The following is a 23,104-nucleotide window of genomic DNA, read 5'->3' on the forward strand; positions in this document are numbered from 1 at the left end:
CCCGCTACGCCCTACGCTGAACTGCCCCCAAGGAAACCGCCATGTTCACAGCCCTTTACACCGCCAAGTCAGGCATGACCGTGCAGCAGACCAATATTGATCTGCACTCGCACAACCTGTCCAACGTCTCGACCACCGGCTTCAAGCGCAACTACGCCAATATTGAAGACTTGGCTTACCAGAACTACCGTCAGGTAGGGGCTGCCGCCACAGAGCAGAACCAGCTTCCCACAGGTCTGCACATGGGCCTGGGCGCACGCACGGTTTCCATTGGGCGCAACTTTGAGCAGGGCAGCCTGCAAGAGTCTAAGAACCAGCTGGATGCGGCCATCAACGGCAACGGCTTTTTTGAAGTCACCATGCCCGACGGCACCATCGGCTACACCCGCGACGGATCGTTCAAGGTCGACGCCCAGGGCCGCCTCGTCACCTCGGGTGGGCTGCCCGTGGCCAACGGCATTACCGTGCCACCCAATGCCATCAACATCAGCATCAGCAACGATGGCAACGTCACTGCCACCGTGCCTGGCAACACCCAACCACAGCCGCTGGGCACCCTGGCCATGGCCGGTTTCGTCAACCCCGCGGGGCTGGAGCCCATTGGCCAGAACCTGTTCAAGGAATCGGCAGCGTCCGGCCAGCCGCAGCAAGGCACACCCGGCACCAACGGTCTGGGCATCATCAAGCAGGGCTTTCTGGAGTCTTCCAACGTCAATGTCGTGGAAGAGCTGGTCAACATGATCCAAACCCAGCGTGCCTACGAAATGAACTCCAAGGCCATCTCCACCACCGACCAGATGTTGGCCAAGCTGAGCCAGCTGTAACCCGCAGCCGGGCAACGCCACTCACAGCCTCGCGACCCCAGGAGGGCCACCATGAACGCACCCACATATCCCGCATCCAGAACCCATGCCCCCCGCGCCGCCCAGGGCGGCAGGGGAGTCTGCACCGCAGCGCTGGCCGCTTGCCTGCTGGCATCAGGGTGCGCCAGCATGTCGCCACCGCCTCCTGTGGACATCTTGCCCACCACACCACCGCCCATCGCCATCGCGCCCCGTCCGGCGCCGCAAGCCGCCACAGGCAGCCTGTTCAACGCAGCCACCTACCGGCCATCGTTTGAAGATCGCCGTGCCCGTCTGGTAGGCGATCTGGTGACGATCCAGATCGTGGAGAACATCACGGCCAAGCAAGAGTCTTCCTCCACGCTGGACCGCAGCTCCAACGTATCGAATGCCGTGACGGCCCTGCCCTTCCTGAGCGCTGCCGATGCGGGCAACCTGGGCCTGGGTGCCAAGTCGGGTAACGCCTTTTCGGGCAAAGGTGGCACGGAAAGCGCCAACACCTTCTCAGGCTCCATCACCGCTACGGTGGTGGACGTGCTGCCCAACGGGCATCTGGTGGTGACGGGAGAAAAGCAGATTGGCGTCAACCAGAACGTGGACGTGCTGCGCTTTTCCGGCACCATTGACCCACGGGCCATGCAGCCAGGCAGCATCATCAACTCCACCCAGGTGGCCAATGTGCGCATCGAGTCGCGTGGGCGTGGCTCGCAGGGTGAAGTGCAGGCCCAGGGCTGGCTCAGCCGGTTCTTCAACAAGGTCACGCCATTCTGAGCGTCTCCGCCTCCGCCCGACTCTCAACACTCGGGCATCAAAATCGGCAATGGCTGCACTTTGACGTGCAGCCATTTTCACTTCTCTTTTCATAGCAGCTTGCGCTTTTTCCATCTGCGCTAACGTGCGATTTGGCACTGAAATCCCGCGTTGAGCAGGGCATTTCTGCCCCTCCATCCGCCCAGCCGACGCACTGCAAATAACAGGTGAACCCGCTTCTTTTCGGGTTTTAGTTTTTGCCATGGCCGCCCACAATGGCAGTCATGAAAGCCTCGTCCCACGCCCTCTGGCCGCGCAATCTGCGCGCACTCTGGCTCCTGCTGGCCGCAGTGCTGGCTGCAGTTGCGCCCAGCGCGCACGCCGTGCGCATCAAGGAAGTGGCCGCCGTGCAGGGCGTGCGCAGCAACCAGCTCACAGGCTACGGTCTGGTGGTGGGGCTGGACGGTACTGGCGACCAGACCACGCAGATGCCCTACACCACGCAGGCGTTGTCCAACTACCTGCAGCAGATGGGCATCACGCTGCCCCCAGGCACCTCCTCGCAGCTGCAGCTCAAGAATGTGGCCACCGTCATCGTGACGGCACAGCTGCCCGCGTTTGCCCAACCCGGGCAAATGCTGGACGTGAACGTTTCGTCCATGGGCAATGCCAAGTCACTCAAGGGCGGCACCTTGATTGCCACTCCGCTGCGCGGGGCAGACGGAGAAATCTATGCCCTGGCCCAAGGCAACCTGGTGGTGGGGGGCGCAGGGGCTGCCGCCGGCGGCAGCAAGGTGCAGATCAATCACCTCTCTGCCGGGCGCATCCCGCAAGGCGCGCAGGTGGAGCGCGCCGTGCCCACCCCGCTGCATGACGGTGACACCATCAACCTCGGGCTGAACGCCTCGGATTTCCAGACCGCCCGCAAGGTAGCGCAGGCCATCAACGCCAAGCTGGGCAATGGCCTGGCCACTGCTGTTGACGGGCGCACGGTGCAGGTGCGTGCACCACTGGATCCCGGCGCGCGCGTCAATTTCATTGCCGACCTGGAAGAGCTGCCCCTGGAAAACACGGCGCCTTCGGCCAAGGTGGTCATCAACGCACGCACCGGCTCCATCGTGCTGAATCAGGCGGTCACGCTCGGCTCGTGTGCCATCGCGCACGGCAACCTGTCCATCACCATCAACACCACCCCTGTCATCAGCCAGCCCAACCCGCTGTCACAGGGGCAGACGGTGGTCACGCAAAAGAGCGACATCACCATCAACCAGGAGCCCGGCAACATCATCCAGATGCCTCCTTCGGCCCAACTGGCAGATGTGGTGCGCGCACTCAATCAGCTGGGAGCCACACCGCAGGACCTGCTCGCCATCCTGCAGGCCATCAAGGCTGCTGGCGCGCTGAATGCAGAGCTGGAGGTCATCTGACATGACAATGACACTGCCCCCTGCCCGCACCACCGGCGCATCGCAGGCTCTGGCGGTAGACACGCGCTCGCTCAACGCGCTGAAGTACGACGCGTCGCAAAACAGCCCCGAAGCCACCAAGGAAGCCGCCAAGCAGTTTGAGTCGCTCTTCATGCGCGAGCTGATCAAGAGCATGCGCGAAGCGACCATGAAATCCGGCCTGCTGGAAAACGCACAAGGCGACCTGGGCACCGACATGCTCGACCAGCAGCTGTCCGTGCAGATGTCGGGGCAACCGGGGGGGCTTTCTGAAGCCATTGCACGCCAGCTGTCACGCCAGATGGGTGCCCCTGAACCCAGTTTCTCGGTACCCTCCACTCTGAGCCTGCCGCAGGTCACAGGTCGCGTGGGCGCAGCCACCAAGTCCGCCACCTCCGCAGTCAACACCACACCGGCCCCCAAGGGACGCGACGAATTTGTGCAGCACCTGAGTAGCACCGCCGAAACCGTGGCCAAGGAAAGCGGCATTCCGGCCAGCTTCATGTTGGGCCAGGCGGGGCACGAAACAGGCTGGGGCAAAAGCGAGATCCGCAACAAGGACGGCTCCACCTCCTTCAATCTGTTCGGCATCAAGGCAGGCAAGGGCTGGACTGGCAAGGTAGCCGAAGTCACTACCACCGAATATGTGGACGGCGTTCCGCGCAAGGTGGTGGCCAAGTTCCGGGCATACGACTCTTACGAGGAATCGTTCCGCGACTACGCCCGCCTCATCAACGACAACCCACGCTACGAAAAAGCGCAGGCCACAGCAAAAACCGGCTCCGCCGTGGCCTATGCAGCAGAGCTGCAAAAGGCAGGCTACGCCACCGACCCGGCCTACGCCAAAAAGCTCAGTGGTGCCATTCAGAGCGCATTGCGCGCCCAGAAGGCCCAGGCCTGAACAGCGTGATGAAAGCGGCATAAATCATGGGACTGCTCAACGTCGGCGCTCGCGCCCTCATGGCCAACCAACTGGCACTGCAAACGGCCGGCAACAACATTGCCAACGTCAACACCCCCGGCTATTCCCGCCAGTCGGTGGTACTGCAGACCGTGCAAGGCCAGTTCTCGGGCGCGGGCTACATTGGCCAGGGTGTGGATGTGCGCACCATCTTGCGCAACCAGAGCGAATTGCTCACGCGCCAGTCAGCGGCAGCCAGCTCGGCCAGCGCCGCAGATACCGTGCGAGCAGAGCGACTGACCCAGCTGCAGGACATCTTCAGCGGCGGCTCTACCGGGCTGGGGGCAGCCATCACCGACATGATGAATGCGTTCTCGGACGTGGTGAGCGCCCCGACAGACCTTTCTGCCCGCACGCTGCTGCTGACCCGGATGGACGAGACCGCCGCACGCATGCGCTCCTCCGCAGACCGGATCAACGAAATACAGTACACCGTCAACGAACAGCTGCAGAACAGCGCCAGAACCATCAATGACCTGGCCAAGCAGATGGCGGCCATCAACGAGCAAATCGCCCGCGCCACGGGCAACGGACAGACTCCGAACGACCTGTTGGACCAGCGTGACCAGGTCATCCGCGAGATCAACCAGTACGTGCAGACCACGCAGATCCCAGCGGACGACGGCACAGTGGGCCTGTTCGTAGGCGGCAGCCAGCCGCTGGTGCTGGGCACCACTGCCACCGAAGTCACGATTGGCGACTCCACCACCTTCCCGGCCAGCGGGCAGCTCAAGCTGTTCTTCAACCGCCCCGGCTCACCCACCATCGAACTGGACGAGAACACCCTGGGTGGCGGCAGCGTAACGGGCTTGCTGAAGTTCAACAACTCCGACCTTTCCGAGGGCCGCAACCTGCTGGGCCGCATGGCGATGGCCATCGGCATGACGCTGAACAAGCAGCAGAACCAGGGCCTCACGCTGGACGGCCAGCTGGGCAAGGACCTGTTTGCCCTGCCCACCAGCATGCCCGGCCTGACCAACGGTACAGCGGTCGGCAACGTCAACTTCACAGATCCGACCAAGTTCGCTGCGTCCGACTACGAGATTCGCTTCACCACCCCACCCGCAGGCCAGGTGGTGCGACTGACAGATGGCAAGTCCACTGCGTTTACCAGTCTGGCCAACCTCGCCAGCCAGCAGATTGACGGGCTGACGTTCAACCTCACGGCGGCAGGGGCAGCGGGCGAGCGCATGCTGTTCAAGCCTTTCAGCACGGCCGCGGCCAACATGCAGGCCCTGGTGTATTCGCCTCGCGATCTGGCGGCAGCCAACCCGGTCAATACGGCGATGGGAACATCCAATGCAGGCACGCTGCAGCTCTCCAGCCTGACGGCCAAGAGCGGCTTCACGGCCCCGCCCATTCCCAACGGCGTGACCCTGACCTTTACCGCAGGGCCACCCACCACCTACAGCGTGACAGGGTCTACCACCCCTCCGTCAGGCACCACGGGCTTACCTTACACAGCGGGCACACCCATCGTGATTGATGGATGGGAAGTCACGCTCAAAGGCACACCCAAGACGGGCGACACGCTCAAGGTTGGCAATGCGCTGGACCCGCAATACGGAGACAACTACACGCGCAATGCAGGCAATGCCACCGCCATGATGAACCTGCGTGATGTGAAGATGTTTGACAACTCCACCATGAGCGATGGCTACGCCAGCGCCATGGCGCAGATCGGAACGCGCACGCAGAGCGCCCAATATGCGGCGCAGCTCTCGGACACCATTGCGTCCAATCTTGAGAAAGACCGCACGGCCGTCTCAGGCGTCAACCTGGACGAAGAAGCCGCCAAGCTGTTGCAGTTCCAGCAGGCCTACCAGGCCTCCGCAAAAATGCTGCAGACCGCACAGACCATTTTTGACACCCTGATCCAGAACCTGGGCCGATGACTAATAAAAGCTTGCAAGTCCTCCCGAGGAGTCTGACATGACGAACTTCTATCGCGTTGGCACAGCCAACATGTATGACAACTCCATTCGCAATGTGTCGTCACGGCAAAGCTCGCTGGCGAACCTGCAGGAGAACCTGACCTCTGGCAAACGCGTGGTCCGCCCCAGTGACGATCCTGTATCTGCCGCACAGGCTGAGCGCGCGCTCACCCGGTTGACCCGTATCCAGACCGAACAGCGTGCCCTGGAGACCCAGCGCAACGCCATTGCCCAGGCGGAATCCTCCATGGGCGACGCCGTCAACCTGGTGCAAGAAGCACGGGAGCTGATGGTCAAAGCCAGCAATGCCGCCTTGAGCAGCAGCGAGCGCACCACCATTGCCAATCAGCTGCAAAGCATTCGTGAAGAGCTGACCGCCGTCGCCAACCGCACAGACACCAATGGCATTCCGCTGCTGGGCGCGCTGGGCAGCGCCCAGTCTCCCTTTCTGGGCCCGCTCAGCAGCACCCCTGACTATCTCTTCTCGGGCCAGGCAGGCCAGGCGGCAGGCAGCGGGGTCGCCATCCCCAACACGCTCGATGGTGATGCTGCTTTCATGTTCGATGCCAACCGCGACGGCAGCTTCCACGCAGCCATCACCCAGGGCACCAGCACCGTCATCCTGCCGGGCGCCACAACCAGCTCGGTGCCCACGGGTTCACAACCCAACCGTGCGCTCACCACGTCGGCCATCAGCATTGCCCCCGGCACCACGTTCAACAAGGACCCCGCCACCGGGCAGGCCTACACCTACAGCGTGAGCTTTTCCAACCTGACGCTGAACCCGGCCACCAACACCCTGACGGCCACCTACAACATCACCAGCACCGACCCGGCCTTCACCCCTCCAGCGGCGCAAACCCTCAGCCCCATCAAGATTGGTGAGAAAAACGAGTTCAGCATCAACGGCCTGCCTGCAGGCATGTCGATGAAAATCACGGCCAACCCCACCAAGGCGGTGGACGGCACCGTCACGCTGGCACCGGCAGATGGGGACACCATCAACATCTCGCCCAATGCCAGCATGTTCAGTGTGCTGGACAAGGCCATTGCCGAACTGAAGGCGGCCCCCAACTCCAACATGGCGGCCCAGGCCGCCAGCCAGGCCCTGGCCAACGTGGATATCGGGCTCGAACGCATGAGCAACATCCGCAGTTATGCGGGTGAACTGCTCAACCGTGCAGACCGCATCACCGGTGACCAGGACAAACGCTCCGTCCAGCTGGAAGGCGACCGTTCACGGGCCGAGGATCTGGATATGATCAAAGGCATTTCGGATTTTCAGAACCAGCAAACAGGCTATGAGGCAGCACTCAAGTCGTACGCGATGGTTCAGAAGCTGTCCCTTTTCAATTACCTCGGCTAGCGCTTCGATCCGCATAGCACGCGGGTCGGGCGGACGACCCACATCGCCTGAGAGCACATGGTCCAATCCGTTCTTGGCAGTCTGATCCTGGGCTATCGCCCCCTGTGGAACCGTGCGCGCCAACTCGCAGGTGTGCAGCTGTACGTACACAACGAGTCTTCGCAGGTCGTGGATGCAGGCCACCTGCTGCGCACCTTGCAGGAGCTGTGGTCCGCCAGCTCTCCGCCCCTGCTGCTGTCACCCCAGTCACACCAGTTGCTGTCATCCCTGCTGCAGAGCGCACCGCGCGGCTCCCCGTGGATTGAGGTGCGCAACGACTGGCTGGGCGACTCCACCATCTTCCACCAGGTGCGGGCTGCGCACCGCCGCGGCCTCAAGCTGGTATGGCGCGGCGAGATGGCCAACCTGCCCCCGGCCGAGATCGCCCGCTGCTTTGACAACAGCCTGCTCACGCTGCGCCCGGAAGACGCCATTGCGGCACTTCAGCGTGGGCCACAACCAGCGGGTGGTGGCAAGGCACCTGCGCGCAATATCAGCCCGATTCTTGCCGGGCAGATGTACGAAAACGTGGCCAGCCGCGCACTGATGGAACATTGCCTGGACCACAATGCCCTGGCAATTGCGGGGTGGCCTGCAGAGGATGTGCTCTACAGCATGCGGCACACGCCCCAGCAGGCCTCGCACGATGTCATCCACAAGCTCATGCGGGCCATCGACTCAGAGCAGTCGCTGGAAACCTTTGAAGACATCCTGAGCGAAGACCCCATCCTGGCCTACCGGTTCATGATTTACACGAACTCGGCGGCGCTGGGCCTGCGCACGGGCATCGATTCGCTGCGGCGCGGGCTGGTGATGATGGGCTACAGCTCCATCCAGCGCTGGCTGTCGGACCAGCTGCCGCACTCCAGCACCGAACCCAACATGCACCCCATCCGGCAGGCGATGGTGATGCGCGCTTTGCTCACCACCCAGCTGCTCAATCCGGGCATGGAAAAAGAACTGAGGCGCGAAATTTATCTGTGCGCCCTGCTGTCGCAGATGGATGAACTGTTGCGCGAGCCCCTGGGCACCATCCTGCGCCGCATCCCGCTGTCTGAGCGCATCTATGACGCCACCGTGCTGCACACCGGCCCCTATGCGCCTAGCCTGCAAATGGCCTGTGCGCTGGAAAGCGACGACGTCAGCGCCATCCGCCACCTGTGCGAAGAAAACGAGATGGAGCTGGAAGAGGTGAACCGCGCCCTGTTGCGCGTGCTGAGCGAACTCGAAGTAGAGCGCCCCGTCACCAAGCGCTGAGCTGCCCTGGCCAGGCGTTCGTCGCAGGCAGTGCCCGCAGTACGACAAGACGGAACAACGACCCTGGGGGGGTTGTGTTGGCGGCTCTTACTCCAGCACCCCTGGCTGGGTCACCAGATAGCGCTGCAAGGCTGCAATGGCCTGCCGCACCTTGGCGGGCTGTGCATCCCGCTGGGGTGTCACCGCCCAGATATCGAGCGTGCCCATCGTCCACTGCGGCAGCAACCTGACCAGACGGCCCGAGGCCAGCGCGTCCTGCACATCCAGGCTGCCCATCAGCGCCACACCCAGGCCCGCCTCGCACATTTGCTGAATGGACAACTGGTTGTTGCTCACAATCCGCGGCTCCACCCGCAGGCCGCGGGTCGCGCCCTCCGGGCCTCTCAGGTCCAGCAGCAGGCCCGCCCCTTCGCGCGCAAAGCCCAGCCAGCCGTGGGCCAGCAGGGCGTCTGGCGTTTCCGGGCTGCCATGCCGGTGCAGATACTCAGGCGAGGCGCAGAGCCACCACTCCAGCGCCCCCAGCCTGCGTGCCGCCCAGGTCGAGTCGGCCAGGCGGCCAAAGCGCACCGCCAGGTCAACCCGGGCGCTGATGAGGTCAATGGGGGCATCGTCCACCAGCAACCGCAGCCGCAGCGAGGGGTGTTGCGCCAGCATGGTCCCGAGGGCAGGAGCCACATGCCGAGCAAAGCCCACGGTGGCAGACATGCGCAACTCGCCACTGGGCGCATCGCGCGCGGCCGCCAGCTCGGCCCGCGCCTGCTCCGCCGCGGCGCACATGGCTGCGCACTGGGCGTGATAACGCTGGCCTGCTTCGGTCAAGGCCAGTTTGCGGGTGGAGCGGTGCAGCAGCGTCACGCCCTCCTCCCGCTCCAGCTGGCGCACCTGCTGGCTGACTGCTGACGGACTCAAACCCAGGGCACGGCCTGCGCCCGTCATCGAACCGTGCTGCACCACGCTGGCAAACACGGCCATCCGCTTGAGGTCGTCCAACGCATTCTCCTGTGGCAAAGACGCTGTTCAAAGGCCTCATTTTGAAGCAGTGCTTCAAAGACAAAGCATTTTCCAGCCTCTACCGCAATGCGTACATAAAAAATAAGCTTGCAGCATCTTCACTGTTTGCAGGAACACACCATGCACATCGCACTGATTGGCGCTACCGGTTTTGTGGGCACCGCCTTGTTGAATGAACTGCTGCAACGCGGCCACCGCGTGACGGCCCTGGCCCGCGACCCGGCCAAGATCCGCTCGCGTGAAGGCCTCACCGTGGTGCAGGCCGACGCGACAGACGCCGCGCAGGTAGCCCAGGCCATTCAAGGGGTGGACGCCGTGGCCAGTGCCTACAACCCTGGCTGGACGCATCCCGACCTGCACGATGAGTTTCTGCGGGGCAGCCGGGCCATCACGGCAGGCGTCAAGGCCGCTGGCGTTCAGCGCCTGCTGGTGGTGGGCGGTGCAGGCAGCCTGTACGTGGCCCCTGGCGTGCAGCTGGTGGACACCCCCCAGTTCCCGGCCGAATGGAAAAACGGCGCACTGGCCGCCCGTGAAGCGCTGAACCTGCTGCGCCAAGAATCCACGCTGCAATGGACCTTCCTCTCGCCCGCCATCCTGCTGGAGCCGGGCGAGCGCACGGGCCACTACCGCCTGGGCACCGAGTCCCCCTTGATGAACGGCGATCAGCCCGGCAAGATCAGCGTGGCCGACCTGGCAGTGGCCATCGTGGACGAGCTGGAGGCTCCACGCCACCTGCAGCAGCGCTTCACGGTAGCTTACTGAACTCAGATCGCTACGTTTTTGATAGCTTTTTGCGCTTATCCATCAAGCACTACAAGCCCATTTGACCTTCACCCTCCACTGATCTGCCAGAAAGCCTGGACTGGACCAGTCCACCGAATCTCTGAGATCAGCGGTGTGGGAGGGTCATGCATTACCCGCCCTTTGCAGCACTTTACGCAGCCCATACAGGGCTTGATACGCGGTTCACGGCAGCGGCAGAACATCGGTGTTTTGCACAAAGGAACTCCTGCCATGAACCTCGCCAAGACCCTGTGGATGCCCCTGGCTTTGCTGGCCGCTGCGGCGCAAGCGCAACCTTCGGGCCCACCACCTTCCGGCGAACGCCCGCCCATCAGCGCAGAAATGAAGGCGGCTTTTGAGGCCTGCATGTCGCAAGGCAAACCTGGGGATGCAGCATTTGACGCCTGCATGACCGCCAAGGGCTTCAAGAAGCCCGAGGGGCAACCGCCAGCGCGCTAAGAACCTGTTCAAGATCTTTTTGGGGATCATCAACAGACTCTTACTTCATCGCCGCCACCACCTGCTGGAAGGTTTGCCAAAACGCCGCCTCCTGCGTGGTCGCAAAGTTGATGCGCATGAGCGTGCTGGGTTTGCGCTCGGCATGGAACAGCGCCCCTGGGGCCAGCAGGTAGCCCTCGTCCAGCATGCGCTGGGCCAGGGCATCGGTGTCCACGCCCGTCTCCACCCATCCGAACAGACCTGTCGGCTCGGCGGCAAAGGTGCACCCGGCCTGCAGGGCCAGCTTGACGCTGCGAGAGCGGGCCGCATCAAGCCGGGTACGGATGCGCTCAGCATGGCGGCGCAGCTGGCCCTGCTCTATGCACAGGGCCAGCGCCTTCTCCAGCAAAGCCGGGGTGGTCAGCGTGGCCAGCAGCTTGGTGTCGAGCAAGGGCTCAATCAACAAAGGGGGCACCGCCATGAAACCGATGCGCCAGTTGGGCGCCAATATCTTGGCGAACCCGCTGACGTAGATGGTGCGCTGCAGCCCGTCGAGCGCCGTGAGGCGCGTGGCGTGCTCGGGCGCAATGTGGCTGTAGGTGTCGTCTTCAACCACATGGAAGTTGTGCTGGTTGGCCAGCTGCAGCACGCGGTGGGCGCTGCCGGGCGTGAGGCAATAGCCCGTAGGGTTGTGGAACACGCTCACGCTCACGTAGAGCTTGGGCTTGTGTACCTCGCAGTAGCGCGCCATCACCTCCAGGTCAGGCCCATCGGGCTTGCGCGGCACGGGCAGGATGTGCATGCCCAGCGCTGCCAGCCGCGCAAACTCCACGGCCCAGCCCGGTTCTTCCACCATCACCGGATCGCCGGGGCGCAGCAGGGTGCGGCTCACAATGTCCAGCGCATGCGTGGCCCCCACGGTGGTGATGATGTGCTCCGGCGAGGTGTGCACGTTGAGGGTGGAGAGCTTTTTGGCCAGCACGCGGCGCAGATGGGCGTCACCCAGCGGCTCGCCGTACTGCAGCGAAAACTCCTGCAGATGGCGTGAATGGGTCACCTTGCGCACGGCAGCAGGCATGAAGGTGGACTCCAGCCAGCTGGGCGGAAACACGCCCATGCCCGGCTGTGGCTTGTCGCTGATCTTGTGGAACATGCCGCGGATAAGCGCCGTGGCGTTGACGGGTGACACCCCCGGCACGCGGCCCGCCGCACGGGCGGCAAACCAGTGGGCCGTGCTCCAGCGCGCCGCCATGCGGTCCACCGCCGCGTCTTCGATCAGGCCCTCAGGCTGCGCGTCTCCCAGGGGCGCTCCAGCGGCGCCACGCCCGTTCTCCCGCACAAAAAAGCCGCGGTTCTTGCGCGCCTCCACCAGCCCTTGCGCCAGCAACTGGTCATACGCCGCCACCACCGTAGACGGGCTTACACCGTGCTGCTGTGCACACTGGCGCACCGAAGGCAAGCGCGCCCCGGGTGCCAGCAAGCGGTTGCGGATGCGCTCTGCAAACCGGGCGGAGAGCTGCTCGGTGAGGGACTGGGTGGACGATTTCATCAGCATAGGGTTATCCCGGAGGCGCGGTTTTCTGTACTGTCCTGCCAAGCAATACAGATCCGCCACTGCGCTGTCTGTCTGTATTGGTCGTGTACTGGTCTTGAAGATTACATTGAATGTCCATTCCCCACAACAAGACCTTCCCTCCCACTGCCCCAATGAGCGCTGCCGAACTCACCGCCCTGCTGCTGTTTTGCACCGCCATGAGCTTTTCGCCGGGGCCGAACACCACGCTGTCTACCGCCCTGGCGGCCAACCTGGGCCTCAGGCGCGCGCTGCGCTTTTGCCTGGCGGTGCCCACGGGCTGGACGCTGCTCATGCTGTGCAGCGGCCTGGGGCTGGGGGCCCTCATCACCGGGGTGCCTGCCTTGCGTTGGGCGGTGACCCTGCTGGGTGTGGCGTACATGCTGTGGCTGGCAGCCAAGCTGGCGCGGGCCGGGCAGATGAGCACGGTGGACGCTTCACGCCTGCAAGTCACCTTCTGGCAGGGCGTGGGCCTGCAGTTCCTCAACATCAAGGCGTGGATGCTGGCGCTGACGCTCTCGGCAGGCTGGGTGGTCAACGCGGCCGGGCAGCCTGCGACCAACCCCGGCGAGCGGCTAGCCATCATCTGCGGCGTGATGATGCTGTTCGCCTTCAGCAGCAACTTTGTGTATGCGCTGGTGGGCTCGTTGCTGCGCCAGTGGATGGCGCAGGGCTCGCGCCTGCTGTGGTTCAACCGTGCGCTGGCCCTGGTGCTGGTGCTCACCGCGACCTGGATGCTCACGCTATGACCATGAACGCTGCACAAGAGAAAGAGGCCCTGCTGTGGGGCATGGTGGGCATCACGCTGTTTGCCGCCACCCTGCCCATGACGCGATTGGCCGTGGGCAGTGCAGAGCTGCCCCAGCTCTCGCCGTGGTTTGTCACCTTCGGCCGCGCTGCCGTGGCGGGCGTGCTGTCCATCGGCTACCTGCTGTGGCAGCACAGCCAGGGCGCGTTGAATGTGCCCCGGCGCAGCGAATGGCCATTGCTGGCGGTCACGGCCTTTGGCGTCATCGTGGGGTTTCCGCTGTTTTTGGCGCTGGCATTGCGCCATGTGCCCAGCACGCACGGTGCAGTGGTCACTGCCCTGCTGCCTCTTTCTACCGCAGTGCTTGGAGCCCTGTGGTACCGGCAGCGCCCTTCCGGTGGCTTCTGGGCCTGTGCGGTGGCGGGCAGCGGCCTGGTGCTGGGCTTCATGGTGTGGCGCGCGGGCGGCATCTATCTGGGGGCAGCCAACATCTACCTCTTGATTGCCATGACCACCGGGGCGCTGGGCTACATCGGCGGTGCTCGCCTGACACCCCGACTGGGGGCCGAGCAGGTGATTTGCTGGGTGCTGGTGTGCAGCCTGCCGCTCACCCTGCCGGTGGCCGCCTGGTTTGCCCCCGCAGATCCGTCGCAAATCCGCGCCCCCGCCTGGATGGGCTTTGCCTACGTCGCCCTGTTTTCAATGTGGATCGGCTTTTTTGCCTGGTACCGCGCCCTGGCGCTGGGTGCCGTGCGGGTCAGCCAGATTCAGCTGATGCAGCCGTTTTTGAGCCTGCTGTTTGCCGTGCCGCTGGCCGGTGAACGGCTGGACGCCACCACGCTGGTGTTTGCACTGGCCGTGATCGCCACGGTGTACGTGGGCAAAAAGATGCCCATCGCATCCCACCCCGCCCCCAACACCACACCCACTGACGGAAAGCCCGCATGAAACTCAGCCACATCCCCTTTGGCACGACCGACTGGGCCACCGTGCCCCGCGAAGAGAAAAGCGCGCAGGCAGGCCAGGCCTTCTGGCGCACGCAGCAGTTGGGCGACGTGCGGGTGCGCATGGTGGAGTACACGCCGGGCTATGTATCGGACCATTGGTGCACCAAAGGACACATCCTGCTGTGCCTAAGTGGCGAGCTGCATACCGAGCTGCAGGACGGTCGGCAGTTCACCCTCAAGCCTGGTATGAGTTATCAGGTGGCGGACAATGCGGAACCACACCGGTCCACCGCACCACAAGGAGCCACCTTGTTCGTGGTGGACTGAGCCCCGGCACCGCTTTGCGCACGGGTTTTGATTTTTTCTGACGACTTTGCAACGCTGGGTGGCCCTGCAACGAGACCGCCCGAGGAGAACGAGAGTGAAACTGAACGACCTTCCACAGACCAGCACCTGGACCCTGGCCCGCCGCGCCGAGCGTATGAACCCTTCGGTCATCCGCGAAATCCTGAAGGTCACGGAAAAGCCCGGCATCATCAGTCTGGCCGGTGGCCTGCCCTCGCCCAAGACTTTCCCGGTCTCTGCCTTTGCCGAAGCCTCGGCCGCCGTGCTGGCCAACGATGGCGCGGCCGCGCTGCAATACGCCGCCAGCGAGGGCTACGGCCCGCTGCGCCAGGCGATTGCCGACTTTTTGCCCTGGGATGTGAACCCCGACCAGATCCTCATCACCACCGGCTCGCAGCAGGCGCTGGACCTGATTGCCAAGGTGCTGATCGACGAAAACAGCCGCGTGCTGGTGGAGACCCCCACCTACCTGGGCGCGCTGCAGGCCTTCACCCCCATGGAGCCCGCCGTGGTGTCCGTGGCCAGCGATGATGAAGGCGTGCTCATCGACGACCTGAAAGCCAAGGTGGGCACGGGTGCCGACAAGGCGCGATTCCTGTATGTGCTGCCCAACTTCCAGAATCCCACGGGCCGCACCATGAGCGATGCGCGTCGCGCCGCACTGGTGCAGGCGGCCGCCGAGCTGAACCTGCCCCTGGTGGAAGACAACCCCTACGGCGACCTGTGGTTTGACAACCCACCGCCCGCACCGCTCACGGCCCGCAACCCTGAGGGCTGCATCTACATGGGTTCGTTCTCCAAGGTGCTGGCTCCCGGTCTGCGCCTGGGCTTCATCGTGGCACCCAAGGCGGTGTACCCCAAGCTGCTGCAGGCCAAGCAGGCCGCCGACCTGCACACCCCTGGCTACAACCAGCGCCTGGTGGCCGAGGTGATGAAGGGCAACTTCCTGGACCGCCATGTGCCCACCATCCGCGCGCTGTACAAGCAGCAGTGCGAGGCCATGCTGGCCGCATTGACCCAAGAAATGGCGGGCCTGGATGTGCACTGGAACCGCCCCGACGGCGGCATGTTCCTGTGGGTGCGCCTGCCAGAAGGCATGAGCGCCATCGACCTGCTGCCCAAGGCGGTGGAGCGCAACGTGGCCTTTGTGCCCGGTGCCGCCTTCTACGCCGACAACGCGGACCCACGCACGCTGCGCCTGTCGTTCGTCACCTCCACGGCCGAGCAGATTGCCACCGGCATCGCTGCACTGGCCGCAGCAATCCGCGAACACAAGGGCTGATCCGCATGCTGAGGCTGTGGGGACGGTTGTCGTCCATCAACGTGCGCAAGGTGGTGTGGGCCGCGCAAGAGCTGGGGCTGCCGCTGCAACGCACCGATGCAGGCGGGCAGTTCGGCATCGTGCGCGAGGCCGGCTACCTGCAGCGCAACCCCAACGGGCTGGTGCCGCTGATGGAAGACGGCGACACCGGCGTGGTGCTGTGGGAATCGAATGTCATCGTGCGCTACCTGTGCGCCCGGCACGCCCCTGGCAAGCTCTACCCCGATGACCTGCCCGCCCGCTTTGTGGCAGAGCAGTGGATGGACTGGCAACAGACCACGCTGAACCCCGCCGGGCGCGATGCCTTCATTCAGTGGATACGCACCCCTGCAGCCCAGCGCAACAGCAGCGTGATTGCCGCCTCGGTCGCAGCCACCGAGCCTTTGCTCGACCTGCTGGAGCAGCACCTGTCGCGGCAGCCCTACATGGCGGGCGAGCGCTTCACAATGGCCGATATTCCGGTAGGTTGCGAACTGCACCGCTGGTGGAGCCTGCCGCAGGACAAGCCCCCACGCCCGGCGCTGGAGCGCTGGTACCGCGAAGTCAGCACCCGCCCCGGCGCACGGGGCGTGCTGGACCAGCCATTGGCATAACCCCCTTGCCCACACGACAGCACGGAACAGCCCCTGACGGAAGAGCCCATGCGCCAGCGCCATTTCAAGCAAATTGATGTATTCAGCCACCAGCCCGGGTTTGGCAACCCCGTGGCAGTGGTGCTTGATGCGCAGGGGCTGAGCGATTCGGACATGCGGCGCTTTGCCGCGTGGACCAATCTTTCTGAGACCACCTTTCTGCTCCCCCCTACCGAGGCAGGGCACACGGCTGGAGCAGACTACCGGCTTCGCATTTTTTCGCCCCGTGGAGAGCTGCCTTTTGCGGGACACCCCACACTGGGCACTTGCAGGGCCTGGCTGCAGCAAGGCAACACGCCTCGTGTCCCAGGGCTGGTGGTGCAGGAATCCGCACAAGGCCTGGTGCAGATCGAGCACCGGGGCGAGATGCTGGCCTTTGCCGCGCCCCCCCTCAAGCGCAGCCAGCCCAGCCCGGCCCTGGTACCCCTCATCGCCAGCGCCTTGGGCCTGCGCCCTCCACAGATACGTGATGCGCAGTTGCTCGACAACGGCCCGGTGTGGCTGGGCCTGCTGCTTGACAGCGCAGAGACTGTACTGAGCCTAGCACCCGACCATGCCCGCCTCAAAGACCTGGGGCAAGACGTGGGTGTCATCCACCTCAACCCGGACGTGCAGGGCAGCCAGCACCCTGCAGCCATAGTGCGCGCTTTTGCCGCCCCCATGGGCAACCCCGAAGACCCGGTCACCGGCAGTCTGAACGCCAGTCTGGCCCAATGGCTGATCTCTGAAGGGCTGGCCCCCTCCGGCTACGTGGTCGCTCAGGGCGAATGCCTGGGACGTGCCGGGCGCGTTCACATACGCCAGGATATGCACGGACAGGTCTGGGTAGGCGGCCACACCGTGACCTGCATTGAAGGAACTGCCCTGCTATGAAGCATCCGGTCCCGTTACTGTCGTCTTTGCGGCCTCTGCAGGCATTGCTGCTGGCACCGGCCAGCGGCTGACCCCCACAGTTCAACCATTCCGGTGGCCCCTGCCTATGCGGGTCAGCCGCCGGTGTGCCCCGTTTCACCATTCACTTCAAGGAGAACGCCCATGCACCACCGTCCTTTTCAGCAAGTCGATGTCTTCACCGACACGCCCTACCGTGGCAACCCCCTGGCGGTAGTGCTGGACGGTACGGGCCTGACCACGGAGGAAATGCAACAGTTCACCAACTGGACCAACCTGTCGGAAGCTACGTTCCTGCTGCCGCCCAGTTCGCAAGGCCGCGCCGCCGGGGCGGACTACCGCGTGCGCATCTTCTGCCCCGGGCGCGAACTGCCGTTTGCCGGGCACCCCACCCTGGGGTCTTGCCACGCCTGGCTGAAGGCTGGTGGCCAGCCCCAGGTGGCAGGCAAGGTGGTTCAGGAATGCGGTGTCGGCCTGGTCACACTCCGGCAAGATGGCCAACGCCTGGCGTTTGCAGCGCCGCCCCTGATCCAAAGTGGGCCTCTGGCCGAAGAGGATGTGGTGCTGATTGCCAAAGGCCTGGGCGTGGCACGCAGCGACATCCTGCACCACGCCTGGTGCGACAACGGCCCCAACTGGCGCGGCGTGATGCTGCGCAGCAGCGAGCAGGTGCTGGCGCTCAAGCCCGACGCCAGCATCCTGGGCCAGCTGGATGTGGGCGTGGTGGGACCGCGTGGCAAAGTGGGCGTGGTGGGCAGCACGGACGCCGCAGGCATCGCCTTTGAAGTGCGCGCCTTCTTCCCCGGCAACAACGGGCTGGCCGAAGACCCCGTGACCGGCAGCCTGAACGCCGCGCTGGCTCAATGGCTGATCGGCGCGGGCCTGGCCCCCACGCAGTACGTGGCCAGCCAGGGCACCTGCCTGACCCGCGCCGGGCGCGTGTACGTGGAACAGGATGGTGACACCATCTGGGTGGGCGGCAGCAGCGTCACCTGCATGCAAGGCGAGGTGCTGCTATGACGGCCACGGCACAGGGCCCCTGCATCGACCACCTGGTGGTGCTGGCTACCGACCTGGCCAGTGGCGTGGCATGGTGCGAGCGCACGCTGGGCATCACCCCCACCGCTGGTGGAGAACACCCGTTGATGGGCACCCACAACCGTATCCTCAACATCAGCAGCCCCGTGCACCCGCGCGCCTATCTGGAGATCATTGCTATCAATCCAGGCGCTGCCAGCGCACGACCCGCGGGCGCTAGACGCTGGTTTGACATGGATGACGCCAGCCTGCAAGCCCAGGTGGCTGCGCACGGTCCACAACTCATCCACTGGGTGGCCAGCGTGCCCGATGTGGCCGAGCGATGCGCAGCACTGTCGGCGCTTCACATCGACCGGGGGCCCATTCTCACCGCCAGCCGCCCCACACCCAACGGCTTGCTGCAATGGCAGATCACCGTGCGCGACGACGGCCTGCGCCTGATGGACGGCTGCCTGCCCACGCTCATCCAGTGGGGCAACGTGCACCCTTGCGACAGCCTGCCCGCCAGCGGCGTGCAGCTGCAGCAGTTGGGCCTGCACCATCCGCAAGCAGCCACGCTGCATGCAGCCTGCGATGCCGTGGGGCTTGCACACTGCATTGCCATTGCGCCTAGCGGCGAACCTCACCTCTCGGTACAGCTCAGCACCCCCAACGGCATCGTGACCCTGTCATCTCTCCCTCTTGCGAAAGGCCATTCATGAACACCCGCCTCGACCCCACCGCCCTGCTGCCCACCCTGGCCGACATCGAAGCCGCGGCAGACGTGGTGTACCGCGACTTTGCCGCCACGCCCCAGTACCGCTGGGGGCTGCTGAGCCAGCGCCTGGGTACCGACTGCTGGCTCAAGCACGAGAACCACACGCCCGTGGGCGCTTTCAAGATCCGCGGCGGCCTCACCTACTTTGACCAGCTCGCCCAACGGGGCGCGCTGCCCAAGGAGGTCATCAGCGCCACACGCGGCAACCACGGCCAAAGCATGGGCTGGGCCGCACGCCGCCACGGCGTGGCCTGCACCATCGTCGTTCCACGGGGCAACTCAGTGGAAAAGAACGCGGCCATGCGCGCCTTGGGCGTCACGCTCGTTGAACATGGCGAGGACTTTCAGGAAGCCCGTGAACACGCCATGCAGCTTGCGACGGAGCGCAACGCCCACATGGTGCCGAGCTTTCACCCCGACCTGCTGCGCGGCGTGAGTACCTACTGGTGGGAATTTCTGCGCGCCGTGCCGCAGCTCGATGTGGTGTACGTGCCCATCGGCCAGGGCTCAGGCGCCTGCTCGGCCATCGCAGCCAAACTGGCACTGCAGCACCCCGTGCGAGTGGTGGGCGTGGTCAGCAGCCACGCCACCACCTATGCCGATTCGCTGGCCGCAGGCCGCGTGGTGGAAGCACCGGTCAGCACCCAGCTGGCCGACGGCATGGCCTGCCGAGTGGCTGACCCGGAAGCCCTGGCTGTGCTGGCCCCACATATCGACCACATCGTGCAGGTGAGCGATGCCGAGGTGGCCGCCGCCATGCACGCCTTGTTCACCGACACCCACAACGTGGCCGAAGGGGCGGGTGCTGCTGCGCTGGCGGCAGCCTTGCAGGAACGTGAGCAGCTCCAAGGCAAAACCGTAGGACTTGCGTTGACGGGGGGCAACGTGGATGCGTCGGTTTTCGCGCAGACCCTGCGAACGGGCCATTGAGCAAGTCACGAAGAGCTGGCAACAAAAAAGGGGGCAGAGCCCCCTTTTAATTTGGTTTGCGCCGTCATCGCAGCAGCATGGCAGTCACTTGACTGGCGGGCGGCACTGACCGCCCTCCGCCATCTCCAGCTTGGCTACGTCCGCCTTGCCTTGCGCTTCAGTCACCTGCTCCAGGTCGGCGCCACCCACCATCAAACCTACTTTGATGAACTGGCGAATGAAGTAATTCTTGCCTGACTCAAAAAAGAGTTCGAGCTTGTTGGGAGAGAACTCGGACTCGGTCTCCACGGTGTGCGTCTTGCCGCCATCGACCTGCGTGTAGAAAAACACATCGGGTGCGCTGGCGCCCACGCAATTGCCGTCAATCCGCAAATCCTTGCTCAGAGCCTTGCCGAGCACGCTGTTGCGATACAGGTAAACGCCCGATTTGCCTTCGGGAGGCAGCTGAAACTCTTTGGCCTTGGCGGACTGCTCTTTGGAAGCCATATTGACCGAAGCGCAGCCAGTCATCAAAACGGAAACGGCCAGCGCGACGTAAATTGATTTTTTCATGGTGTAGTGAAGTAATTTGGATCTCCAAGGCCACTGGCAAGGTGCTCACCCTGCCGCCTCCCGGCCTTGGCCGAAAAATTGTAATGACCGCACGCACGTTGCAACGCCGCCCATGTACGCAGGCGTCAGCCAGTCATCAGTGTTTTCAGTCGCTCCAGTGACAAGCAGCGCAGGGGTTTGTTTTCAAAATCCCCCCATGGGAACCCTCTACCTCGTGCGCCACGGCCAGGCCTCGTTTGGCGCTGATGATTACGACGTGCTCAGCCCCCTGGGGCATGAGCAGGCGGTGCGCCTGGGTCAGTACTGGCGCGCGCGGGGCATGCGGTTTGATGCCGTGCTGACGGGCACGCTGCGCCGCCACACGCAAACCCTGGCAGGCATTGCCGAGGGCCTGCAAACACAACCCGATGTGCTGCAACTGCCGGGCCTCAACGAATACGATAGCCATGCGCTGATCAGCGCGATACACCCGCAGCCCCTGGGCCCGGCGGATACCCCTGAGCGCTACCGTGCGCACTTTCGCATCCTGTGCGACGCCCTGGCGCAGTGGATGGCGGGCGTCATCAGCCCGCAGGGCATGCCGAGCTGGAATGCATTTTCAGCCGGTGTGCGTGCGGCGCTGGACCATGTGCGCCACCACCATGCAGGCCAGAACGTGCTGCTGGTCAGCAGCGGCGGCCCCATCTCCACCGCCGTGGGCGAGGTGCTGGGCACGGCCCCCGAGGTGACGATTGCGCTGAACATGCGTATCCGCAACAGCGCGGTGACGGAGTTTTCGATTGCGCCCAAGCGGCTGATGCTGCAGACGTTCAATACCCTGCCCCACCTCAATGAACCAGAGCACGCGGCGCTGATCACCCACGCCTGAGTCGCTGCGGACAAGTCACAAACGACAAAACCCGCGGCCTCCACGATTCGCTACACCGGCCCGCTGCGCCGCCCACGCCGTGCACCGCCACGCATGCGGTAGGTGCGCGGCAGGTGTTCATGGTCCGCCACCAGCCAGTCGGCGTTGCGCTGCAACTGATCGAGCGCCCGATCCAATGCCTCCAGGGCTTCGGCATCCATGCCACGCAGCAGGGCCTGGTTGATGCGCCGCACGGGCGGAAAAAGTGCCTCATACAGCGCATGCCCCTGGTCTGTCAGGCACAGCCGCGCCTGGCGTTTGTCGCCGGGCAACGGCTCGCGGGTGATCAGCTTTTTGTCCAGCAGCGATGAAATCGCACGCGAGGTACGCGCCCGGTCCAGCGCCAGGCGCTGCGCCAGCTCTGACGGAGGCAGGTGGGGATGCCGCTGCAGCCACATCAGCACCGCCCATTCGCGCCGGGTAATGCCATGGCCGCCCTCGCACAGCCGCACCACCAGGCTGCCCGCCGACGCCGTCACCTTGCTCAAGCGGTACAGCAGCAATTCGTTCGCAGATTGGGGATCAATCAGGGAATGCGATGAGGTTGACACGGCTCGGCCCAGCAACAGTTGATTTGAACAATTGATTGTCGCGCTCCTAGAGTTGCTCCGTCTGGTAATCCTGTGGAGTCCTTCTCATGCAAAAACTTCGCCGTCGCACCTGGCTGGCCACCATCGCCAGCGGTCTGTGCCTGTCTACCGCGCTCACTGGTCTCTCCACCACCACGGCGCACGCCCAAACCCATGCGGATACGACGCTGCGCATCGTGGTCGGCTACCCGCCCGGTGGCTCCAGCGACCGCGTGGCCCGCATCGTGGCCGACAAGCTGCAGGCCAAGCTGGGCAGCCCGGTCATCGTGGAGAACAAAACAGGCGCGGGTGGCCGACTTTCGGCCCAATATGTGAAGGCAGCCCCGGCCAACCAGCCTGCGCTGCTGCTGGCCAACCCCGCCGTGATGGTGGTGGCCCCGCTGGTGTTTCCGGACGCGGGGTACGACGCCGAGCGCGACTTCCGCGCCGTGAGCCATGTGAACAGCTACGAGTTTGGCGTAGCCGTGGCCAGCGCCGTGCCGGTGAAGGAGCTGCCCCACCTGCTGGCCTGGTTGCGCGCCAACCCTGCCCAGGCCAACTTTGGTGTGCCGGCCACCGGCAGCCTGCCGCACTTCTTTGGTCTGATGGTGGGCGATGTCGCCAAGGTGCGCGCCGAAATCGTCGGCTACCGCGGCTCCGCCCCGCTGACCACCGATCTGATCGGCGGCCAAGTGCCCGTGGCGTTCGACACGTTGGACAGCCTGCTGCCCCAGCACGAGGCGGGCAAGGTACGCGTGCTGGCCGTATCGAGCGCCAAACGCAGCCCGCTGGCCCCCAATGTTCCCACCTTCAAGGAGGCGGGTCTGGACCTGGTGGCCACGGGCTGGAACACCTTCTTCGCCCCCGCCAGCATGCCTGCCGCGCAGGTGGAGCGTCTGTCGCAGCTCATCCAGGACGTGATGAAAGACCCCGACACGCGCCGCAAGTTTGAGGCCGCCAACATGGAACCGGTAGCCGCCAGCCGCGTGCAGACCGAGGCGATGCTCAAGGCCTACAAGGCGCAGTGGGCGCCCGTGGTGCAACGCTCAGGCTTCAAGCCTTGAGGAG

At 64.4% G+C, this 23,104-nt stretch carries 24 protein-coding genes; 20 read left to right on the forward strand and 4 right to left on the reverse strand.

Annotation, left to right across the window (positions count from 1 at the left end):
* Positions 1-41: 41 nt before the first annotated feature.
* From flgG to AACH87_RS18890, 7 genes are all read left to right on the forward strand, one after another.
* A complete protein-coding gene (gene flgG / locus AACH87_RS18860) occupies positions 42-824 on the forward strand; it encodes a flagellar basal-body rod protein FlgG (protein WP_338796067.1) in 783 nt (260 codons plus the stop codon).
* 51 nt (positions 825-875) lie between these two features.
* Entirely contained in the window at positions 876-1,613 is a 738-nt protein-coding gene (locus AACH87_RS18865; RefSeq protein ID WP_338796069.1) for a flagellar basal body L-ring protein FlgH, read from the forward strand.
* 254 nt (positions 1,614-1,867) lie between these two features.
* Entirely contained in the window at positions 1,868-3,019 is a 1,152-nt protein-coding gene (locus AACH87_RS18870; RefSeq protein WP_338796071.1) for a flagellar basal body P-ring protein FlgI, read from the forward strand.
* A gap of 1 nt (position 3,020) precedes the next feature.
* Complete coding sequence (gene flgJ / locus AACH87_RS18875; RefSeq protein ID WP_338796072.1) at positions 3,021-3,938, forward strand: flagellar assembly peptidoglycan hydrolase FlgJ; 918 nt, start codon at positions 3,021-3,023, stop codon at positions 3,936-3,938.
* Between the two features lie 26 nt (positions 3,939-3,964).
* Entirely contained in the window at positions 3,965-5,893 is a 1,929-nt protein-coding gene (flgK, locus tag AACH87_RS18880) for a flagellar hook-associated protein FlgK (RefSeq protein WP_338796073.1), read from the forward strand.
* 37 nt (positions 5,894-5,930) lie between these two features.
* Positions 5,931-7,298, forward strand: coding sequence for a flagellar hook-associated protein FlgL (flgL, locus tag AACH87_RS18885; RefSeq protein WP_338796074.1), 1,368 nt, complete (start codon positions 5,931-5,933; stop codon positions 7,296-7,298).
* Positions 7,299-7,355: 57 nt separating this feature from the next.
* Entirely contained in the window at positions 7,356-8,594 is a 1,239-nt protein-coding gene (locus tag AACH87_RS18890) for an HDOD domain-containing protein (RefSeq protein WP_338796075.1), read from the forward strand.
* Positions 8,595-8,681: 87 nt separating this feature from the next.
* Here the strand turns inward: AACH87_RS18890 and AACH87_RS18895 are convergent, their stop codons facing one another.
* Positions 8,682-9,584, reverse strand: a complete 903-nt coding sequence (locus tag AACH87_RS18895; protein ID WP_338796076.1) for a LysR family transcriptional regulator — start codon at positions 9,582-9,584, stop codon at positions 8,682-8,684.
* A gap of 141 nt (positions 9,585-9,725) precedes the next feature.
* Between AACH87_RS18895 and AACH87_RS18900 the strand changes: the two genes are divergently transcribed.
* Positions 9,726-10,367: an NAD(P)-dependent oxidoreductase gene (locus AACH87_RS18900; RefSeq protein WP_338796077.1), complete on the forward strand. Its 642-nt coding sequence runs from the start codon at positions 9,726-9,728 to the stop codon at positions 10,365-10,367.
* 252 nt (positions 10,368-10,619) lie between these two features.
* On the forward strand, positions 10,620-10,847 hold the full coding sequence (locus tag AACH87_RS18905) for a hypothetical protein (protein WP_338796078.1): 228 nt from the start codon (positions 10,620-10,622) through the stop codon (positions 10,845-10,847).
* 40 nt (positions 10,848-10,887) lie between these two features.
* Here AACH87_RS18905 and AACH87_RS18910 read toward each other — a convergent pair whose 3' ends face one another.
* Positions 10,888-12,381 (reverse strand): PLP-dependent aminotransferase family protein, encoded by a 1,494-nt coding sequence (locus tag AACH87_RS18910; protein ID WP_338796080.1) that lies wholly within the window; start codon positions 12,379-12,381, stop codon positions 10,888-10,890.
* Between the two features lie 152 nt (positions 12,382-12,533).
* On the opposite strand from AACH87_RS18910, the gene AACH87_RS18915 reads away from it, so the two are divergent.
* The 9 genes from AACH87_RS18915 (at position 12,534) to AACH87_RS18955 (ending at position 20,008) form a co-directional block, all read left to right on the forward strand.
* A complete protein-coding gene (locus tag AACH87_RS18915) occupies positions 12,534-13,148 on the forward strand; it encodes a LysE family translocator (protein ID WP_338799017.1) in 615 nt (204 codons plus the stop codon).
* 2 nt (positions 13,149-13,150) lie between these two features.
* The gene (locus AACH87_RS18920) at positions 13,151-14,095 is read left to right on the forward strand and encodes a DMT family transporter (RefSeq protein WP_338796081.1); all 945 of its coding nucleotides are present in this window, start codon (positions 13,151-13,153) and stop codon (positions 14,093-14,095) included.
* Positions 14,092-14,421 (forward strand): DHCW motif cupin fold protein, encoded by a 330-nt coding sequence (locus AACH87_RS18925; RefSeq protein WP_338796082.1) that lies wholly within the window; start codon positions 14,092-14,094, stop codon positions 14,419-14,421. Before AACH87_RS18920 ends, AACH87_RS18925 begins: the two co-directional genes overlap by 4 nt.
* A gap of 94 nt (positions 14,422-14,515) precedes the next feature.
* Positions 14,516-15,721, forward strand: coding sequence for a PLP-dependent aminotransferase family protein (locus AACH87_RS18930; RefSeq protein WP_338796083.1), 1,206 nt, complete (start codon positions 14,516-14,518; stop codon positions 15,719-15,721).
* Between the two features lie 5 nt (positions 15,722-15,726).
* Positions 15,727-16,353 (forward strand): glutathione S-transferase, encoded by a 627-nt coding sequence (locus AACH87_RS18935; protein WP_338796084.1) that lies wholly within the window; start codon positions 15,727-15,729, stop codon positions 16,351-16,353.
* A gap of 48 nt (positions 16,354-16,401) precedes the next feature.
* Positions 16,402-17,265, forward strand: coding sequence for a PhzF family phenazine biosynthesis protein (locus AACH87_RS18940; RefSeq protein WP_338796085.1), 864 nt, complete (start codon positions 16,402-16,404; stop codon positions 17,263-17,265).
* Between the two features lie 162 nt (positions 17,266-17,427).
* Positions 17,428-18,303, forward strand: coding sequence for a PhzF family phenazine biosynthesis protein (locus AACH87_RS18945; RefSeq protein ID WP_338796087.1), 876 nt, complete (start codon positions 17,428-17,430; stop codon positions 18,301-18,303).
* On the forward strand, positions 18,300-19,022 hold the full coding sequence (locus tag AACH87_RS18950; protein WP_338796088.1) for a VOC family protein: 723 nt from the start codon (positions 18,300-18,302) through the stop codon (positions 19,020-19,022). The genes AACH87_RS18945 and AACH87_RS18950 overlap by 4 nt, the downstream gene beginning before the upstream one ends.
* Positions 19,019-20,008 (forward strand): threonine dehydratase, encoded by a 990-nt coding sequence (locus AACH87_RS18955; RefSeq protein WP_338796089.1) that lies wholly within the window; start codon positions 19,019-19,021, stop codon positions 20,006-20,008. The genes AACH87_RS18950 and AACH87_RS18955 overlap by 4 nt, the downstream gene beginning before the upstream one ends.
* An 84-nt stretch (positions 20,009-20,092) precedes the next feature.
* On the opposite strand, the gene AACH87_RS18960 is transcribed toward AACH87_RS18955, so the two are convergent.
* Entirely contained in the window at positions 20,093-20,560 is a 468-nt protein-coding gene (locus AACH87_RS18960) for a DUF2846 domain-containing protein (protein ID WP_338796090.1), read from the reverse strand.
* 196 nt (positions 20,561-20,756) lie between these two features.
* Between AACH87_RS18960 and AACH87_RS18965 the strand changes: the two genes are divergently transcribed.
* Positions 20,757-21,428, forward strand: a complete 672-nt coding sequence (locus AACH87_RS18965) for a histidine phosphatase family protein (protein WP_338796091.1) — start codon at positions 20,757-20,759, stop codon at positions 21,426-21,428.
* A 50-nt stretch (positions 21,429-21,478) separates the two neighbouring features.
* Here the strand turns inward: AACH87_RS18965 and AACH87_RS18970 are convergent, their stop codons facing one another.
* On the reverse strand, positions 21,479-22,018 hold the full coding sequence (locus AACH87_RS18970) for a MarR family transcriptional regulator (RefSeq protein ID WP_338796092.1): 540 nt from the start codon (positions 22,016-22,018) through the stop codon (positions 21,479-21,481).
* A gap of 86 nt (positions 22,019-22,104) precedes the next feature.
* Here AACH87_RS18970 and AACH87_RS18975 point away from each other — a divergent pair, with 86 nt between their 5' ends.
* A complete protein-coding gene (locus AACH87_RS18975) occupies positions 22,105-23,100 on the forward strand; it encodes a Bug family tripartite tricarboxylate transporter substrate binding protein (RefSeq protein WP_338796093.1) in 996 nt (331 codons plus the stop codon).
* Positions 23,101-23,104: the final 4 nt, after the last annotated feature.

This window comes from Acidovorax sp. DW039 (assembly GCF_037101375.1).
GTDB lineage: Bacteria > Pseudomonadota > Gammaproteobacteria > Burkholderiales > Burkholderiaceae_C > Acidovorax.

What these genes read in the sequence shown, in the direction of transcription:
- AACH87_RS18950 (WP_338796088.1), top strand. Translation starts at nt 18,300, where the DNA reads ATGACGGCCACGGCACAGGGCCCCTGCATCGACCACCTGGTGGTGCTG.
- AACH87_RS18935 (WP_338796084.1), top strand. Translation starts at nt 15,727, where the DNA reads ATGCTGAGGCTGTGGGGACGGTTGTCGTCCATCAACGTGCGCAAGGTG.
- AACH87_RS18910 (WP_338796080.1), bottom strand. Translation starts at nt 12,381, where the DNA reads ATGCTGATGAAATCGTCCACCCAGTCCCTCACCGAGCAGCTCTCCGCC.
- AACH87_RS18965 (WP_338796091.1), top strand. Translation starts at nt 20,757, where the DNA reads ATGGGAACCCTCTACCTCGTGCGCCACGGCCAGGCCTCGTTTGGCGCT.
- AACH87_RS18925 (WP_338796082.1), top strand. Translation starts at nt 14,092, where the DNA reads ATGAAACTCAGCCACATCCCCTTTGGCACGACCGACTGGGCCACCGTG.
- AACH87_RS18975 (WP_338796093.1), top strand. Translation starts at nt 22,105, where the DNA reads ATGCAAAAACTTCGCCGTCGCACCTGGCTGGCCACCATCGCCAGCGGT.
- AACH87_RS18915 (WP_338799017.1), top strand. Translation starts at nt 12,534, where the DNA reads ATGAGCGCTGCCGAACTCACCGCCCTGCTGCTGTTTTGCACCGCCATG.
- AACH87_RS18905 (WP_338796078.1), top strand. Translation starts at nt 10,620, where the DNA reads ATGAACCTCGCCAAGACCCTGTGGATGCCCCTGGCTTTGCTGGCCGCT.
- AACH87_RS18890 (WP_338796075.1), top strand. Translation starts at nt 7,356, where the DNA reads ATGGTCCAATCCGTTCTTGGCAGTCTGATCCTGGGCTATCGCCCCCTG.
- AACH87_RS18870 (WP_338796071.1), top strand. Translation starts at nt 1,868, where the DNA reads ATGGCAGTCATGAAAGCCTCGTCCCACGCCCTCTGGCCGCGCAATCTG.
- AACH87_RS18960 (WP_338796090.1), bottom strand. Translation starts at nt 20,560, where the DNA reads ATGAAAAAATCAATTTACGTCGCGCTGGCCGTTTCCGTTTTGATGACT.
- flgJ (WP_338796072.1), top strand. Translation starts at nt 3,021, where the DNA reads ATGACAATGACACTGCCCCCTGCCCGCACCACCGGCGCATCGCAGGCT.
- flgK (WP_338796073.1), top strand. Translation starts at nt 3,965, where the DNA reads ATGGGACTGCTCAACGTCGGCGCTCGCGCCCTCATGGCCAACCAACTG.
- AACH87_RS18900 (WP_338796077.1), top strand. Translation starts at nt 9,726, where the DNA reads ATGCACATCGCACTGATTGGCGCTACCGGTTTTGTGGGCACCGCCTTG.
- AACH87_RS18955 (WP_338796089.1), top strand. Translation starts at nt 19,019, where the DNA reads ATGAACACCCGCCTCGACCCCACCGCCCTGCTGCCCACCCTGGCCGAC.
- AACH87_RS18865 (WP_338796069.1), top strand. Translation starts at nt 876, where the DNA reads ATGAACGCACCCACATATCCCGCATCCAGAACCCATGCCCCCCGCGCC.
- AACH87_RS18945 (WP_338796087.1), top strand. Translation starts at nt 17,428, where the DNA reads ATGCACCACCGTCCTTTTCAGCAAGTCGATGTCTTCACCGACACGCCC.
- flgG (WP_338796067.1), top strand. Translation starts at nt 42, where the DNA reads ATGTTCACAGCCCTTTACACCGCCAAGTCAGGCATGACCGTGCAGCAG.
- flgL (WP_338796074.1), top strand. Translation starts at nt 5,931, where the DNA reads ATGACGAACTTCTATCGCGTTGGCACAGCCAACATGTATGACAACTCC.
- AACH87_RS18920 (WP_338796081.1), top strand. Translation starts at nt 13,151, where the DNA reads ATGAACGCTGCACAAGAGAAAGAGGCCCTGCTGTGGGGCATGGTGGGC.
- AACH87_RS18940 (WP_338796085.1), top strand. Translation starts at nt 16,402, where the DNA reads ATGCGCCAGCGCCATTTCAAGCAAATTGATGTATTCAGCCACCAGCCC.